At 59.1% G+C, this 15861-nt stretch carries 18 protein-coding genes; 7 read left to right on the top strand and 11 right to left on the bottom strand.

Features of this window, described 5'->3' with window-relative positions:
• Positions 1 to 130 precede the first annotated feature (130 nt).
• Positions 131 to 889 (bottom strand): Nif3-like dinuclear metal center hexameric protein, encoded by a 759-nt coding sequence (locus ACIGEK_RS18950; RefSeq protein WP_397494797.1) that lies wholly within the window; start codon positions 887 to 889, stop codon positions 131 to 133.
• A 110-nt stretch (positions 890 to 999) separates the two neighbouring features.
• Here ACIGEK_RS18950 and algW point away from each other — a divergent pair, with 110 nt between their 5' ends.
• The 3 genes from algW to ACIGEK_RS18935 all read left to right on the top strand — a co-directional run bounded on the left by algW (position 1000) and on the right by ACIGEK_RS18935 (position 5075).
• The gene (algW, locus tag ACIGEK_RS18945) at positions 1000 to 2142 is read left to right on the top strand and encodes a Do family serine endopeptidase AlgW (protein WP_397494796.1); all 1143 of its coding nucleotides are present in this window, start codon (positions 1000 to 1002) and stop codon (positions 2140 to 2142) included.
• Between the two features lie 96 nt (positions 2143 to 2238).
• The gene (locus ACIGEK_RS18940) at positions 2239 to 4323 is read left to right on the top strand and encodes a TonB-dependent siderophore receptor (protein ID WP_397494795.1); all 2085 of its coding nucleotides are present in this window, start codon (positions 2239 to 2241) and stop codon (positions 4321 to 4323) included.
• A gap of 23 nt (positions 4324 to 4346) precedes the next feature.
• Entirely contained in the window at positions 4347 to 5075 is a 729-nt protein-coding gene (locus tag ACIGEK_RS18935) for a DUF4198 domain-containing protein (protein ID WP_397494794.1), read from the top strand.
• A gap of 64 nt (positions 5076 to 5139) precedes the next feature.
• On the opposite strand, the gene hisC is transcribed toward ACIGEK_RS18935, so the two are convergent.
• The 10 genes from hisC to ACIGEK_RS18885 form a co-directional block, all read right to left on the bottom strand.
• The gene (gene hisC / locus ACIGEK_RS18930) at positions 5140 to 6192 is read right to left on the bottom strand and encodes a histidinol-phosphate transaminase (protein ID WP_397494793.1); all 1053 of its coding nucleotides are present in this window, start codon (positions 6190 to 6192) and stop codon (positions 5140 to 5142) included.
• 60 nt (positions 6193 to 6252) lie between these two features.
• Positions 6253 to 7563: a histidinol dehydrogenase gene (gene hisD / locus ACIGEK_RS18925; protein WP_397494792.1), complete on the bottom strand. Its 1311-nt coding sequence runs from the start codon at positions 7561 to 7563 to the stop codon at positions 6253 to 6255.
• Between the two features lie 121 nt (positions 7564 to 7684).
• Positions 7685 to 8320 carry an ATP phosphoribosyltransferase gene (gene hisG, locus ACIGEK_RS18920; protein ID WP_397494791.1) on the bottom strand — a complete coding sequence of 212 codons (636 nt, stop codon included), beginning with the start codon at positions 8318 to 8320 and terminating at the stop codon, positions 7685 to 7687.
• 4 nt (positions 8321 to 8324) lie between these two features.
• A complete protein-coding gene (gene murA / locus ACIGEK_RS18915) occupies positions 8325 to 9590 on the bottom strand; it encodes a UDP-N-acetylglucosamine 1-carboxyvinyltransferase (protein ID WP_397494790.1) in 1266 nt (421 codons plus the stop codon).
• Between the two features lie 12 nt (positions 9591 to 9602).
• A complete protein-coding gene (locus ACIGEK_RS18910) occupies positions 9603 to 9842 on the bottom strand; it encodes a BolA family protein (RefSeq protein ID WP_397494789.1) in 240 nt (79 codons plus the stop codon).
• 121 nt (positions 9843 to 9963) lie between these two features.
• Positions 9964 to 10272, bottom strand: coding sequence for a lipid asymmetry maintenance protein MlaB (locus ACIGEK_RS18905; protein WP_397494788.1), 309 nt, complete (start codon positions 10270 to 10272; stop codon positions 9964 to 9966).
• Positions 10269 to 10901 (bottom strand): phospholipid-binding protein MlaC, encoded by a 633-nt coding sequence (locus tag ACIGEK_RS18900; RefSeq protein ID WP_397494787.1) that lies wholly within the window; start codon positions 10899 to 10901, stop codon positions 10269 to 10271. Before ACIGEK_RS18900 ends, ACIGEK_RS18905 begins: the two co-directional genes overlap by 4 nt.
• A gap of 14 nt (positions 10902 to 10915) precedes the next feature.
• Positions 10916 to 11386: an outer membrane lipid asymmetry maintenance protein MlaD gene (gene mlaD, locus ACIGEK_RS18895; protein WP_397494786.1), complete on the bottom strand. Its 471-nt coding sequence runs from the start codon at positions 11384 to 11386 to the stop codon at positions 10916 to 10918.
• The gene (mlaE, locus tag ACIGEK_RS18890; RefSeq protein ID WP_160016087.1) at positions 11386 to 12183 is read right to left on the bottom strand and encodes a lipid asymmetry maintenance ABC transporter permease subunit MlaE; all 798 of its coding nucleotides are present in this window, start codon (positions 12181 to 12183) and stop codon (positions 11386 to 11388) included. The genes mlaD and mlaE overlap by 1 nt, the downstream gene beginning before the upstream one ends.
• Positions 12183 to 12992, bottom strand: coding sequence for an ATP-binding cassette domain-containing protein (locus ACIGEK_RS18885; protein ID WP_397494785.1), 810 nt, complete (start codon positions 12990 to 12992; stop codon positions 12183 to 12185). The genes mlaE and ACIGEK_RS18885 overlap by 1 nt, the downstream gene beginning before the upstream one ends.
• Positions 12993 to 13240: 248 nt before the next feature.
• Between ACIGEK_RS18885 and ACIGEK_RS18880 the strand changes: the two genes are divergently transcribed.
• From ACIGEK_RS18880 to lptA, 4 genes are read left to right on the top strand one after another with little or no spacing between them, the layout of a single operon-like run.
• Positions 13241 to 14215 (top strand): KpsF/GutQ family sugar-phosphate isomerase, encoded by a 975-nt coding sequence (locus ACIGEK_RS18880; protein ID WP_397494784.1) that lies wholly within the window; start codon positions 13241 to 13243, stop codon positions 14213 to 14215.
• On the top strand, positions 14215 to 14754 hold the full coding sequence (locus ACIGEK_RS18875) for a KdsC family phosphatase (protein ID WP_397494783.1): 540 nt from the start codon (positions 14215 to 14217) through the stop codon (positions 14752 to 14754). The genes ACIGEK_RS18880 and ACIGEK_RS18875 overlap by 1 nt, the downstream gene beginning before the upstream one ends.
• 7 nt (positions 14755 to 14761) lie before the next feature.
• The gene (gene lptC / locus ACIGEK_RS18870; RefSeq protein WP_397494782.1) at positions 14762 to 15331 is read left to right on the top strand and encodes an LPS export ABC transporter periplasmic protein LptC; all 570 of its coding nucleotides are present in this window, start codon (positions 14762 to 14764) and stop codon (positions 15329 to 15331) included.
• Complete coding sequence (gene lptA, locus ACIGEK_RS18865; RefSeq protein WP_397494781.1) at positions 15318 to 15860, top strand: lipopolysaccharide transport periplasmic protein LptA; 543 nt, start codon at positions 15318 to 15320, stop codon at positions 15858 to 15860. The genes lptC and lptA overlap by 14 nt, the downstream gene beginning before the upstream one ends.
• Position 15861: the final 1 nt, after the last annotated feature.

Here is a 15861-nt window from a genome sequence, read left to right as displayed (position 1 = left end):
CGTTGCAATGTGTTTGGGCCGATGGCCGCGGACGAAGGCGCACTCTAGCACAGCACCTTCGTCTAATCAGGAGAGTGGTTAGATCGAAACGATCTAGGTTTATACCTACAGGAAAGCCCGCATCGAGGCCTTATATGGGGTTAGGACAATCAATAAATTGGTGCTCAATGGCAAAGCGCCGCGCCAGGTAATCGCCCAACGCCTGCACCCCATAACGCTCGGTGGCGTGATGTCCAGCGGCAATAAAGCTGATGCCATTTTCACGGGCGCTGTGGAACGTCTGTTCGGAGGCTTCACCGGTCAGATACAGATCAACGCCAGCGGCAATCGCCTGATCGATATAGCCCTGGCCGCCGCCTGTGCACCAGCCAACTCGACGAATCATCGCATCACCCTCAACCAGCAGGGGCTCACGACCGAGCACCTGATGCACATGACGGGCGAAGTCGTGCGGGCTCATGGCTTCAGACAGCGAACCGACTAGACCAACAGTGCGTGGGTTTTCCGGTTCCAGCGGCCCCTCCACCGTGATACCCAGCTGGGCAGCTAGCTGCACGTTATTGCCTACTTCGGCGTGCACATCGAGCGGCAGGTGATAGGCCAACAGGCTGATGTCGTTGGCCAACAGGGTTTTAAGGCGCCGCTGTTTCATGCCGGTGACGCAGGGATTCTCGCCCTTCCAGAAGTAGCCATGGTGCACCAGCAGCACATCGGCTTGCGCTTCGACCGCTGCATCGACCAGCGCCTGGCTGGCGGTCACCCCGCTGACGATACGCCGCACCTGCGGCCGGCCTTCAACCTGCAGGCCATTGGGACAGTAATCGCTAATGCGCGCGGCATTCAGGTAGCGGTCGGCTTCTTCCACCAGGGTCGCCAGGGCAATGGCCATAAGGTTTCCTTATCAACAGTTGCGAGGCGCTGCTTTATTCTCAGCGGCTTCTCTATAATGGCGCACCTTAAGGGGCGCACCTGCCCCCGGCAACCCTCAGGATTGGATCGATGTTCAAGTCCCTGCGTTTCCTCGGCTGGCCCCTGCTGGTCGGCGTGCTGTCGGCACTGCTGATCATGCAGTATTTCCCGCAATGGGTTGGCTTGCCTGGGCAGGACGTGCACGTACGCCAGGCACCGTTCTATAGCCGCATGCAGGAAGGTCCGGTGTCCTATGCCGATGCGGTCAAGACCGCATCGCCTGCAGTGGCCAATCTATACACCACCAAATTCGTCAATAAACCCGCACATCCGCTGTTCGAGGACCCGCAGTTTCGCAAGTTCTTCGGTGACAACCTGCCCAAGCAGCGGCGCATGGAATCCAGCCTCGGCTCGGCGGTAATCATGAGCCCGGAAGGCTACCTGCTGACCAATAACCATGTGGTCGACGGTGCTGATCAGATCGTCGTGGCCCTGAAGGATGGCCGAGAAACCTTGGCCCGACTGATCGGCAGCGACCCGGAAACCGACCTTGCGGTGCTGAAGATCGACCTCCAGGACCTGCCGTTTATCATCCTTGGTCGCTCCGACAATATCCGTATTGGCGACGTAACCCTGGCCATTGGCAACCCGTTCGGCGTTGGCCAGACCGTGACCATGGGTATCATCAGCGCCACCGGGCGCAACCAACTGGGCCTTAACACCTACGAGGACTTTATCCAGACCGACGCTGCGATCAACCCCGGCAACTCGGGCGGCGCACTGGTCGACGCCTACGGCAATCTGGTCGGCATCAACACGGCGATTTTCTCCAAGTCAGGCGGCTCACAAGGCATTGGCTTCGCCATTCCGACCAAGCTGGCGATGGATGTGATGCAGGCCATTATTGAGCATGGCCAAGTGATTCGCGGCTGGCTGGGCATCGAAGTACAACCGCTGACCCCGGAACTGGCAGAGTCCTTTGGCCTGGACGGGCGCCCCGGCATCGTCGTCGCCGGCATTTACCGTGACGGGCCAGCACAGAAGGCAGGCCTACAGCCCGGCGATCTGATCCTCAGTATCGATGGCAAGGCTGCTGGAGATGGTCGCAGCTCAATGAACCAAGTGGCTCGCGCCAAGCCGGGCGAGAAGATCAGCATCGACATCCTGCGCAACGGCAAACCACTGCAACTGACCGCAGAAATAGGCGTAAGACCGCCCGTCAACGGCAGCTGACCCTCCTTCATTTTCAATTTTCGCAGCGCAAGCGATAACCCCTCTCAATTTTAATGTTACGTTATTACATTAAATTCATTTGAAGGATGTTGTCCCTTGCGCGCCGCCCACGCCTTACTCGCCAGTCTGCTGGTCCCCAGCGCCTTTGCCGCAGCAGCAGAAAACCCCGTCGAACTAACCGCGACCACCGTAACCGCGCGCCAGGAACAGGCGGACGGCCCAGTGCAAGGCTATCGCGCGACTCGCTCGGCCAGTGCCACACGCACCGATACACCGATTGCGCAGATCGCCCAGAGCATCAACGTGGTGCCCGCGCAGGTGCTCGATGACCTGGGCACCACGCGCATCGACCGCGCCCTGGACTTTGTCGGAGGCGTATCCAGGCAGAATAACTTCGGCGGCCTGACCTTCCTCAATTACAGCGTGCGCGGCTTCACCACCGGCGAGCTGTACAAGAACGGCTTCGCCATCAACCGTGGCAGCTACAGCTCGCCGGACGCCTCCAGTATCGAACGCATCGAGGTACTCAAAGGTCCGGCCGCCAGCCTGTATGGCCGTGGCGACCCAGGCGGCATGATCAATATCGTCAGCAAGAAACCGCAGGCCGAGGCTTTCAGCCAACTCAAGGCCAGTGCCGGCAGCTGGGATCGCTACCGCAGCAGCCTGGACGTCAACACCCCACTGAATGACGACGCCACCCTGTTGTCACGGGTCAACCTGGCGGTCGAGGACAACCATAGCTTTCGCGACCATGGCGGCAGCGAACGGCAAATCGTCAGCCCCTCGTTGAGCTGGCAGCTGGACGCCGACACCCTGCTGCTGATCGAGAGCGAATTCACCCGCACCGAGTCGGTATTCGACCGTGGTATTCCGGCGGTGAACAACCGCATGGGCGCGGTGAAAAACTCCAGCTTTATGGGCGAACCGAACGACGGCAGCGTGCGAAACGACAACCAGATGCTGCAGGTCAGCCTGGAGCGCTACCTCAATGACAACTGGAAGCTGCGCCTGGCCAACCACTACGCGCAGGGCCGCCTGCAAGGCAACAGTTCCGAACCGTCACGCCTGGTCGGTGACACCCTGACGCGCTTCTACCGCCAGCGCAGCTTCGAATGGAACGACAGCATTACCCAGGCCGAGCTGCACGGCAGCTTCAACCTAGGCAGCTGGCAGCACCAGACCCTCGCTGGCCTGGAGTATGAGAACTACCGCAACAGCCAGAAGTACCCGCAAAGCGCGACCACCCTGGGCTACGGCCAAAATATCTACCAACCGCAGTACGGCCAGGCCAAGCCGGCCATCGTCAATCCCAACGACTTCTTCGAACACACCGAAAGCTATGCCCTCAACCTGCAGGACCAGATCAGCTTCAGCGAACACCTCAGCGGCCTGATCGGCGCGCGCTTCGAGCGCTATGAGCAAACCGCGCAGAACCGCAGCACCCGGGTCCGCAATGAGCAGAACAAGGATGTCGCCACCGCTCGCACGGGCCTGCTCTATCAGCTGACACCGCAGGTCGGTGTGTTCGCCAACGTCTCCACCTCGTTCAAGCCCAACAGCATCAGCAGCCAGGGCACGGTATTCAAACCGGAGAAGGGTCTTGGCTATGAAGCCGGGCTCAAGCTCGACCTACTCGACAGCCGCCTGGGCGCGACCATCGCGCTGTTTCATATCGACAAGGAAAACGTGCTGACCGCCGACCCGACCAACCCCGGCGACAGCATCGCTGCCGGCAAGGCGCGCAGTCAGGGCCTGGATATGCAGTTCAGCGGCCAGCTCAGCGATGCCGTGCGCATTATCGGCGCTTACGCCTATATCGATGCCGAAGTGACCGAAGACAACAGCCTGCCAGCCGGCAGCAAACTGCTCGGCGTTGCCCGCCACAGCGGCAGCCTGCTCACCGTCTACCAATTTCAGGACGGCCACCTGCGCGGTTCGGACATAGGCGCCGCGTTCAACTACGTAGGGGATCGCTCGGGGCAAGCGGGCAGCAGCTTTGAATTACCGGCCTACAGCACCGTCGACCTGCTCGCGCGCTACCAGGCCAGCGATGACCTCAGTATCGGCCTGAACCTTAACAACCTGTTCGATCGCGAGTACTACGAGCGCGCCTACAACAGCGTCTGGGTCATGCCCGGCGACCCGCGCAACCTCAGCCTCAGCCTGACCCTCAATCTCTGACCCACCACTCAAGGAACTCCAGTATGCGTATTGCCAAACCCGCCCTCCTCACTGCTTTACTCGCCGCCCTGCTCGCCGGGCAAGTCCAGGCCCACGGCCTGTGGACCGAACAACGCCGCGGCCATATCGAAACCGTTTACGGCCATGGCGCGGAAGACAACGCCTTCAAGGCCGAGAAAGTCAGCGGTGCCTGGGCCTATGACCGCACCGGCACAATGATCCCGGTCACCGTCCAGCGACTGGACGATCACGCCCGCCTGCAACCACTGAAAACCCCGGCGGTGCTCGGCGTGGCGCTGGACAACGGCGCCTGGTCACTGACTCCGGACAAACAGTGGATCAACCAGGGCCGCGGCAAAGTGCCCAACTCGACCGAGTCGCTGCACACTTTCAAATACAGCCTGGCGATTTATCAGGAAGGCGCAGAGCTGCCGAAGCTGGATCAACTGAAAATGGTAATCCTGCCCGAGGTCGACCCGCTCAAGATCGGTCCTGGCAAACCGCTGGCGGTGCGTGTGCTGGTGGATGGCAAGCCTGCTGCAGGGGTCGAGTTGATAGGCGACTACCGCGGGGCGCCGCATCAGGTCAGTGCCACCACCGACGCCGATGGCCGCGCACAGGTGTTGGTGCGCAACGAAGGGCTGAATATCATCAGCGCCTCGATCAGCCTGCCAGTCAAGGGGGACAAGGATATCGAAACGCGCGGACTGTTCACCTCGCTGACCTTTCTCGGCGAAGCGCACCACGAATAACGCGCGCGGAAAAATAACCGACAATAAAAAGCCGGAGCACTGCTCCGGCTTTTATGGCTGCGAATTACAGACTATGCAGCGCGTCTAGCAGCGCCTGGTTCTGCTCCGGCGTGCCAATGGTGATACGCAAGAACTGGGCAATGCGCTGCTGCTTGAAGTGACGCACGATCACGCCCTGTTCACGCAGGCCAGCGGCCAGGGTCGCTGCATCTTTATCCGGGTGACGGGCAAAGACAAAGTTCGCCGCCGAAGGCAACACCGCAAAGCCCAGCTTCTCCAGCCCAGCCACCACAACCTCACGGTTGTCGATCACCTGCTGACAGGTTTGCTGGAAATACGCTTTGTCCTCAAACGCCGCCGCCGCACCCGCAATTGCCATGCGATCCAGCGGATAAGAATTGAAGCTGTTCTTGATCCGCTCCAGCGCCTCGATCAGGTCCGGGTGACCGACCGCAATCCCAACCCGCAGCCCAGCCAAAGAGCGCGACTTGGACAACGTCTGGCTTACCAATAGGTTCGGGTAATTATCGACCAGACTGATCGCCGTCTCACCGCCGAAATCGATATAGGCCTCGTCGACCAGTACCACGGTATCCGGGTTGGCCTTGAGCAGACGCTCGATGGCGTCCAGCGCCAGGGGGCAGCCGGTCGGTGCGTTGGGATTGGGGAAGATAATGCCGCCGTTGGGCCGCGAGTAATCTTCCACACGAATCTGGAACTGCTCATCCAGCGGCACCTGCACGGAGTCGATGCCATACAGGCCGCAGTAGACTGGATAGAAGCTGTAGCTGATATCCGGAAACAGCAGCGGCTGGCCGTGCTGAAACAGGCCGTGGAAGGCATGCGCCAGCACTTCATCGGAACCGTTGCCGACAAATACCTGGCTGGTTTGCACGCCGTAGTAATCAGCCACCGCCTGCTTCAGCCGGTCGCTATTGGGGTCCGGGTACAGGCGTAGGTTGTCATTGACCTCGGCCTGCATGGCCGCGATGGCCTTGGGCGACGGGCCATAAGGGTTTTCGTTGGTGTTGAGCTTGACCAGCTTGGCCAGTTTTGGCTGCTCACCCGGCACATAAGGCACCAGGTCTTTAACGAAGGGGCTCCAGAATTTGCTCATCTACCCTTCTCTCCTCGAATTCGATTCTTGGGTGAGGCGCGCATGGCGCGCCTTGAAAACTCAGTTCTTGATGCGGTATTCGGCGCTGCGGGCGTGGGCGGTCAGCGACTCACCACGAGCCAGCACACTGGCAACTTTGCCCAGCTCCGACGCACCCTCAGCCGAGCAATGAATGATCGACGAGCGCTTCTGAAAGTCATACACCCCCAACGGCGAGGAATAGCGCGCAGTGCCGGAGGTCGGCAGCACGTGGTTGGGGCCTGCGCAGTAATCGCCAAGGGCCTCGGCGGTGTAGCGGCCCATAAAGATCGCGCCCGCGTGACGGATCAGCGGCAAGTACTGCTCGGGGGTTTCTACCGAGAGCTCCAAGTGCTCTGGGGCAATGCGATTGGCCACTTCAATGGCCTGCGCCATATCGGCCACCAGAATCAGCGCACCGCGACCTTCCAGCGAAGTGCGGGCAATCGTCTCGCGCTCCAAGGTCGGCAGCAGTTTGGCGATGCTCTCGGCGACGCGGTCAAGGAAGGCCGCATCGGGGCTGACCAGAATCGACTGGGCGTCTTCGTCGTGCTCGGCCTGGGAGAACAGGTCCATGGCGATCCAGTCCGGGTCGGTCTGGCCGTCACACACCACCAGAATCTCCGAAGGACCGGCGATCATGTCGATGCCAACCTTGCCGAATACGTGGCGCTTGGCGGTGGCGACATAGATATTGCCCGGGCCGACGATCTTGTCCACCGGCGGCACGCTTTCGGTGCCATAGGCCAACGCGGCGACAGCCTGAGCGCCACCGATGGTGAACACGCGGTCGACGCCGGCAATGCAAGCGGCAGCCAGAACAATCTCATTGATCTCGCCACGCGGCGTCGGCACCACCATCACCACTTCCGGCACGCCGGCGACCTTGGCCGGGATGGCGTTCATCAGCACCGAGGACGGATAGGAGGCCTTACCACCCGGCACATACAGGCCGGCGCGATCGAGTGGTGTGACTTTCTGGCCCAGCACCGTGCCATCGGCCTCGGTGTAGCTCCAGGAGTCCTGTTTCTGCCGTTCGTGGTAGCTGCGCACGCGCTCGGCCGCCACTTCGAGGGCCTGGCGCTGCTCGGGGGTAATACGCGTCAAGGCCAGTTCCAGGCGCTCGCGCGGCAGGATTAGATCAGCCATGGAAGACACATCCAGGCCGTCAAACTGCTTGGTGAACTCAACCAATGCCGCATCGCCACGCTCACGCACGGCTTTGATGATATCCAGCACGCGATGGTTGACCGCATCATCCGAAACACTTTCCCAGCTCAGCAGATGATCCAGATGCTGGGCAAAGTCCTGGTCAGCGGCATTGAGTCGGCGGATAGCGATAGGAGCGGTCATAGCGGGCCTCTTAATTGGCAAATGCTCGGGCGCCCGTAGAGTAACAACCACTCCGCGCGGGCACCTGAGAATTTTGGCTATAACGCGGATAGGCTAGGCCGCACAGCGGCGGCCATAAGACTCAGCGGGGGTGTCGCGCTTCGACCGCATCGCGCAAGGTGTCGATCAACGCCTGAATGCGCGCGTGCTGAATTTTCATCGACGCCTTGTTCACCACCAGGCGCGAGCTGATCGTAGCGATCAGCTCCTGGGCTTCCAGGCCATTGGCGCGCAGGGTGTTGCCGGTATCGACCACGTCGATGATCTTGTCAGCCAAGCCCACCAGCGGCGCCAGCTCCATCGAGCCATACAGCTTGATGATATCGACCTGACGACCCTGCTCGGCGTAATAACGCTTGGCCACGTTGACGAACTTGGTCGCCACCCGCAGCCGACCTTTCGGCTCAGGCGCACCCACGGCGCCAGCGGTCATCAGTTTGCACTGGGCAATACGCAGGTCCAGCGGCTCATACAAACCCTGACCACCGTACTCCATCAGCACGTCTTTGCCGGCAACGCCGAGGTCCGCCGCGCCGTGTTCGACATAGGTAGGCACGTCGGTGGCACGCACAATCAACAGGCGCACATCATCTAACGTGGTGGGAATGATTAGCTTGCGGCTTTTATCCGGGTTCTCGGTCGGTTCGATGCCCGCTGCTGCCAGCAGCGGCAGGGTGTCATCGAGAATCCGGCCTTTGGAAAGGGCAATAGTCAGCATGGTCTTAGCCCGGCACGCGGCGAATCTTCGCCCCCAGCAACTGCAGCTTCTCTTCGATGCACTCATAACCACGGTCGATGTGGTAGATGCGGTCGATCAAGGTATCGCCCTGAGCAACCAGCGCCGAAATCACCAGGCTGGCCGACGCACGCAGGTCAGTGGCCATAACGGGTGCACCCTTGAGGGTTTCAACGCCCGAGACGATGGCGGTATTACCTTCAACCTGAATTTGTGCGCCCATGCGGATCATTTCATGCACGTGCATAAAGCGGTTTTCGAACACGGTTTCGATCACCGTGCCGGTGCCCTCAGCAATTGCATTGAGGGCAATGAACTGAGCCTGCATATCGGTTGGGAACGCCGGGTACGGGGCAGTACGCAGGTTTACGGCTTTAGGCCGTTTGCCATGCATATTCAGCTCAATCCAGTCATTACCGCAGGTGACTTCAGCACCGGCTTCCTGAAGCTTGGACAAGACCGCTTCCAGAGTGGTCGGATCGGTATCCTTGACCTTGACCCGGCCTCCGGTGGCCGCAGCAGCCACCAGGTAGGTGCCGGTTTCGATACGGTCGGGCATTACGCTGAAACGCGCGCCATGCAGACGCTCAACGCCATCGATGGTGATGGTGTCGGTACCAGCGCCGCTGATTTTCGCGCCCATGGCGATCAGGCAGTTGGCCAGGTCGACCACTTCCGGCTCACGCGCGGCGTTTTCCAGCACGCTGCGGCCTTTGGCCAGGGTGGCAGCCATCATGATGTTTTCGGTACCGGTCACGCTGACGGTATCGAAGAAGAAGTGCGCACCACGCAGGCCGCCCTCAGGGGCCTTGGCCTTGATGTAACCGGCCTCGACGTCGATGATTGCGCCCATGGCTTCAAGGCCGCGGATGTGCAGGTCAACCGGACGCGAGCCGATGGCACAGCCACCCGGCAGAGCCACTTCGGCATAACCGAAGCGCGCGACCATCGGGCCAAGCACGAGAATCGAAGCGCGCATGGTTTTCACCAGCTCATAGGGTGCGACCAGGGTCTTGATCGCCCGCGCGTCGACTTCAACGCTGAGCTTTTCATCAATGATTGGCTCAATACCCATGCGACCGAACAACTCGATCATGGTGGTGATGTCATGCAGGTGTGGCAGGTTGCAGATGGTGACAGGCGCATCACCGAGCAGGGTAGCGGCGAGAATCGGCAGGGCAGAGTTCTTCGCCCCGGAAATGCGGATTTCGCCATCAAGGCGCACACCGCCGGTAATAATCAGTTTGTCCATGATTCTCTCGGTTTAGGAGCGCGCGGCCCAATCGGCACGGCTAAAGAATTTCATACTCACGGCGTGGATACTGCCATCGGCGATCCAGGCATTGAGGTGAGCGTAGATCTGCTGCTGGCGCTTGACCGGCCCAAGAGCGGCCAATTCGTCACTGATCAGGTTCAGCTGAAAGTTGCAGCCTTCGCCTTCAACTTCCACCTGGGTATCCGGCAATTTAGCCTCAAGGAGACTCTTTACTTCTAAGGCCTGCATGCTCAACCTCGATCAATGCATAAATTAACGACAGCCGAGCAGACGCTCGCGGGTCGAGCATCATACAAAAAAGCCCCCCGCCTGCGAACCCCGCATTATCCCCAGCCGACCGAAGCCCTGCTCAGGCTTGCAGCGGAAGAATCTCCAGCAAACCGCAGACGCCAGCGATCTCACGCATGTCCTTGGGCAGATTGCTCACGCTCAGGGTCTTACCAGCTGCATTGGCGTCACGCATAAACGCCAGCAACAGCGATAGGCCGACGCTGCTGGATTTCTCCACGCCGTCGCAATCGAGCACGCAAGTAGCCGACTGACTGACCTTGAGCAAGCGTGCACCCTGCTCACGCAGCGCCGGCGCACTCAGGTAATCGAGCACACCGACCAGACTGAAGACGCCGGGGGATGCCTCGCTAATACTGGCCTGACTCACGATGCATCGGTCCCTTGGCGGGCTTTTGCGACGGTCTCGGTCCAGTTGTCGATGACCTTATCCAGATCGTTACGATTGTCCTGCATGGCCTGGGAGAACTGGTCACGGAATAGCTTGCCAACGTTGATGCCGTTGATAATCACGTTACGCATTTTCCAAGTACCGCCCTGGTTAACCATGGTGTACGACAACGGATAAACCGTGCCATTACCGTCCCTGATTTCCATATTCACCGGAGTACGCTCTGGATCCTGCTGACCTGCAACAGGTAATACACGGATATCTTGATTGTTGTATTCCAGCAAGGCATTGCCATAGAACTGCATCAGGCTGCGCTTGAAGTTCTCCTGAAAACGCTGCATCTGCTCTGGCGACGCCTGGCGCGAGTAGCGCACGGTCATCACGCCACGGGACATGCCATCTGCATCCATTACCGGACCAATAATGCTGTTCAATGCGCTGTAAAACGCGCTTGGATCGGTGCGGTACTGTTCTTTGTTTGTTTTGAGGTCCGCCAGTAGCGTGTTGGTCGCCTGCTCAACTACCTCATGAGCGGCCGGAGCAGCCAGCAGCGAAAATGACATGGCGGCCAAACAAATAAAAAGGCCGTTACGCAGTGTTCTGACCATTTTCAATACCCCGATTAATTAGCTTGATCTTTATTGACTGAATTGAGCAAAAACTTGCCAATCAGATCTTCCAGCACCAGCGATGACTGAGTGTCATGAATAGTGCCGCCATCGCGCAGCAGCTCTTCTTCGCCGCCCACGCTAATACCGATATATTTCTCGCCCAGCAGGCCCGCCGTCAGAATCGAGGCGGTGGAGTCTGCTGGCAGATTATCCACGGCATCGTCCAGCAACATGGTCACACGCCCCATATAGCTGTTGCGGTCCAGATCGATCGCGGAGACCTTGCCGATTGTCACGCCAGCCATAGTCACTTTCGATCTAACCGTCAAACCGGCGATATTCTCAAAGTGCGCATACACCTTATAGGTATTGTCGCTGCTGCCCACAGTCAGGCCACTGACGCGCAAGGCCAGCAGTAACAAGGCCAACAACCCGGCCAACAGGAACAAGCCGACACCAATTTCCAGCGTGCGGTTCTGCATCAGAAATCTCCAAACATCAAAGCGGTCAGAATAAAGTCCAGCCCCAATACGGCGAGTGAGGCGTACACCACGGTTTTCGTGGTGGCACGACTAATCCCTTCCGAAGTCGGCTCACAGTCATAACCCTGGAACACGGCGATCCAGGTCACGACAAACGCAAAGACCACGCTCTTGATCACACCATTGAGCACATCTTCACGAAACGAAACACTGCTTTGCATATTGGCCCAGAACGAGCCTTCATAAACACCCAGCCAGTCGACGGCAACCATTGCACCACCCCAGATGCCGACCACACTGAAGATCATTGCCAGCAGGGGCATCGAGATAAAACCGGCCCACAGCCGCGGCGCGACAATGTATTTGAGGGGATCCACACCAATCATTGCCAGACTCGACAGCTGCTCGGTGGATTTCATATTGCCAATTTCAGCGGTCAACGCCGACCCTGCACGCCCCGCAAACAACAAGGCAGTAACCACCGGCCCCAGCTCACGTAGCAAGGTCAGGGCCACCATTTGCCCTACAGCCTGCTCCGAACCGTACTTGGCCAAAATGCTGAAACCCTGTAGCGACAGCACCATGCCGATAAAGATGCCCGACACAACAATGATGGCCAGGGACATCACCCCAACCGAATACAGTTGCTTGATCAGTAGCTGAAAGCTGTTGCCCGTCGAACCACGGCCAAACAGCGCGCGTAGCAAAAACAGCCCCGAACGCCCCAGCGTGGCCACCACATCAATACCGGCACGACCGAACAGGCGCACCCGCTCGAGCACAGATGTCTTGCGCATCAGCGCTCCCCCAGAAGATCGTTGCGGTAATTGGCCGCAGGAAAGTGAAACGGCACCGGGCCATCGGGAATGCCCTGCATAAATTGGCGTACGCGGGGGTCCTCAGATGCTTTCAACTCGTCAGGCGTGCCCTGACCCAATACCTGGGCATCGCCGACGATATAGATGTAATCGGCAATGCTCGCGGTTTCCGCCAGGTCATGGGACACCACAATACTGGTGATTCCCAACGCATCGCTGAGCAGGCGAATCAAACGCACCAGAACACCCATAGCAATCGGGTCCTGACCGACGAAAGGCTCGTCATACATCAGTATTTGCGGGTCCAGGGCAATCGCTCGGGCCAATGCCACGCGGCGCTTCATGCCGCCCGACAACTCATCCGGCATCAAATCCAGAGCACCGCGCAGGCCCACCGCCTGCAGTTTCATCAGCACGATGTCGCGAATCATCTCTTCCGGCAGCTTGGTATGCACCCGCAGCGGAAAAGCGACGTTCTCGAATACATCCAGATCGGTAAACAGTGCACCACTCTGGAACAGCACACCCATCTGCTTACGCATATCGAACAGTTCACTGCGCGATAGCGTCGGCAAATCTAGGCCATTAACCCAGACTTCACCCTGGCTCGGTTTGAGTTCAGCGGCGATCAGGCGCAACAGCGTGGTTTTGCCACAGCCAGACGGGCCCATAACCCCTGTGACCTTGCCACGGGGAATCTGAATATCGATGTTTTTGAAAATATCCCGCTCGCCGCGTTTAAAGCTGACGCCCTTCAACTCAACTGCATACGGGTTCTCGGCGCTCATCTGGACTCCTTGCTAAACGCTTGCCTGACTGACGTACCGCCCCGAACAAAGGGCACTACGGCTCGTCGAACGTACCGAAAATGGCCGCGAACTATACCATCGCGGCATGCCCCACCCAAGACTGAACATATTGCCGAAGATTAAGCGCCGCACAGTTCCTGCAAGCAACTGACAACTGGAAACACTGGGCAGGCGCACCTTTACCGTTATAATCGACAGCTTTTAGCCCGTACGCCGCAGATGAAGTCATGAGCAAGTCCACCGACCTGATCCAGTCAGCGCAGCGCACCATCCGCCTGGAACTCGAAGCCATCCAGGATCTGCTAGCGCGGATCAACGGTGATTTTGTGCGTGCCTGCGAGCTAATTCTCGCCAGCAAAGGCCGCGTAGTCGTAGTCGGCATGGGCAAATCCGGCCACGTCGGCAACAAGATTGCCGCCACCCTGGCCAGCACCGGCACCACAGCATTCTTTGTGCATCCGGCAGAAGCGAGCCACGGCGACATGGGCATGATCACTCGCGACGATGTGGTGCTGGCACTATCCAACTCGGGCTCTACCGCAGAAATTGTCACCTTGCTACCGCTGATCAAACGCCTCGGCATCACATTGATCAGCATGACCGGCAACCCAGAGTCGCCACTAGCCAAAGCAGCTGAAGTCAACCTGGACGCCCGCGTATCCCAGGAAGCCTGCCCGCTGAATCTGGCCCCAACCTCATCTACCACCGTATCCCTGGTGCTGGGCGACGCCCTGGCCATTGCCCTGCTGGAAGCCCGCGGTTTTACCGCCGAAGACTTTGCGTTCTCCCATCCGGGCGGCGCATTGGGCCGACGCCTGCTGCTCAAGGTGGAAAACGTCATGCACGCCGGCGACAGCCTGCCACGCGTCAAACGTGGCACTTCACTGCGTGATGCACTGCTGGAAATGACCCAGAAAGGCCTGGGCATGACCGTGGTGACTGAGGACGATGGCCGCCTGGCCGGAATATTCACCGACGGCGACCTACGCCGCACCCTGGATCGCAACATTGACGTGCGCCAGACCATTATCGATGACGTAATGACCGCCAACGGCAAGACCGCACGCGCGGAAATGCTTGCGGCAGAGGCTTTGAAAATCATGGAAGACCACAAGATCAGCTCGCTGGTGGTGATCGACGACAACGACATGCCAATCGGCGCACTGAACATGCACGACCTGCTTCGCGCCGGGGTGATGTGATGAGCACAGCCCCGATCAATCACGATCTATTGCAACGCGCCCAGAGCGTCAAACTGGCGATTTTCGACGTCGATGGCGTACTTACCGACGGCAAGCTGTACTTTCTCGTCGACGGCAGCGAGTTCAAAACCTTCAACACCCTCGACGGTCACGGCATCAAGATGCTGATCAACTCCGGCGTACACACCGCTATTATCAGCGGCCGCAAAACCCCAGTGGTTGAGCGCCGCGCGCAGAACCTGGGGATTCAACACCTGTATCAGGGGCGCGAAGACAAGCTGGTGGTACTCGATGAGCTACTCGGCGAACTGGGCCTAGACTATGCACAAGTCGCTTACCTGGGTGACGACCTGCCCGACCTGCCAGTGATCCGCCGCGTGGGCCTGGGCATGGCAGTCGCCAGCGCCGACGGCTTTGTCCGCCAACATGCCCACGGAATTACCCGTGCTCGCGGCGGTGAAGGCGCCGCCCGCGAATTCTGCGAACTGATCATGCACGCCCAAGGCACCCTTGAAGCCGCTCAAGCCGCTTACCTATAGGTCAATCATGCCACGCAAGTTATTCAATATTGCCCTGTTCGCCTTCGTCGCACTGCTAGTGGCAGCGCTTGGCTACTGGAACCTCAGCCCGGAAAGTTTCAACCAGCAATCCGCCAGCGCTGAAACTGACAACGCCATCGACTTTTACGCCACCAACACCTACACCGTTCAATACCAGGCCGACGGAAAGCTGCACTACGACCTAACAGCTGACAAGGTCGAGCACATTAAGGCCAGCGACATCACCCTGATGGCCAGCCCAAACATGAACCTTTTCCGCGGCACCGAGCTGCCCTGGAAAATCCGTAGCGAGCGCGGCGAAGTATCGCCAGGCGGCGTTGAGGTCGAACTGATCGACAAGGTGCGCGTTGAACGCACAGACGCCAAAGGCCGCCCGACTATTCTCACCACCAGCCGCCTGACCGTATTCCCCGAGAAGGAATATGCGCAGACTCAGCAAGCCGTTAGAATCGATGCGGCCAATGGGGTGACCACGGCGAAAGGAATGAAAGCGTACATGAATGACGGCAGGATGCTCCTGCTGTCCAACGTAAGAGGTCAGCATGAGGCTCGTTAACACCCTCCCCCTACTACTCAGCCTCAGCGCCGCACTCGGAAGTGTCAGCGCCTGGGCACTGCCATCCGACCGCGAACAGCCAATCCGTATCCAGGCTGACAGCGCGGAGCTCGATGACAAACAAGGCGTAGCGGTCTACCGCGGCGACGTTGTGATTACTCAAGGCACACTCAAAATCACGGGCAACACCGTGACCATCACCCAGAATGCCCAGGGCGATGTCGAAGTGTTTACCTCTGTCGGCAAGCCGGCCTACTACGAACAACTGCCATCTGCCGACAAGCAGGTCGTCAAAGCCTACGGCCTGACCATCCAATACTTCATGGCCAATGATCGCGTTGTATTGATCGACCAAGCCAAGGTGATTCAAGAAGGCAACACCTTCGAAGGCGAGAAGATCGTCTATGACACCCAGCGCCAGATCGTCAACGCCGGCCGAGCCACAGGCACCAACGTCACTGCGCCACGTCCGCGCATCGACATGGTGATCCAGCCGAAGAACAAACCAGCCGACCAGCAGGCGCAGTAAT

Source organism: Pseudomonas sp. NPDC079086, from assembly GCF_044542155.1.
Classification (GTDB): Bacteria; Pseudomonadota; Gammaproteobacteria; order Pseudomonadales; family Pseudomonadaceae; genus Aquipseudomonas.
The sequence above is the reverse complement of the archived record's forward strand: the minus strand, read 5'-3'. Positions and strand labels throughout refer to the sequence as shown.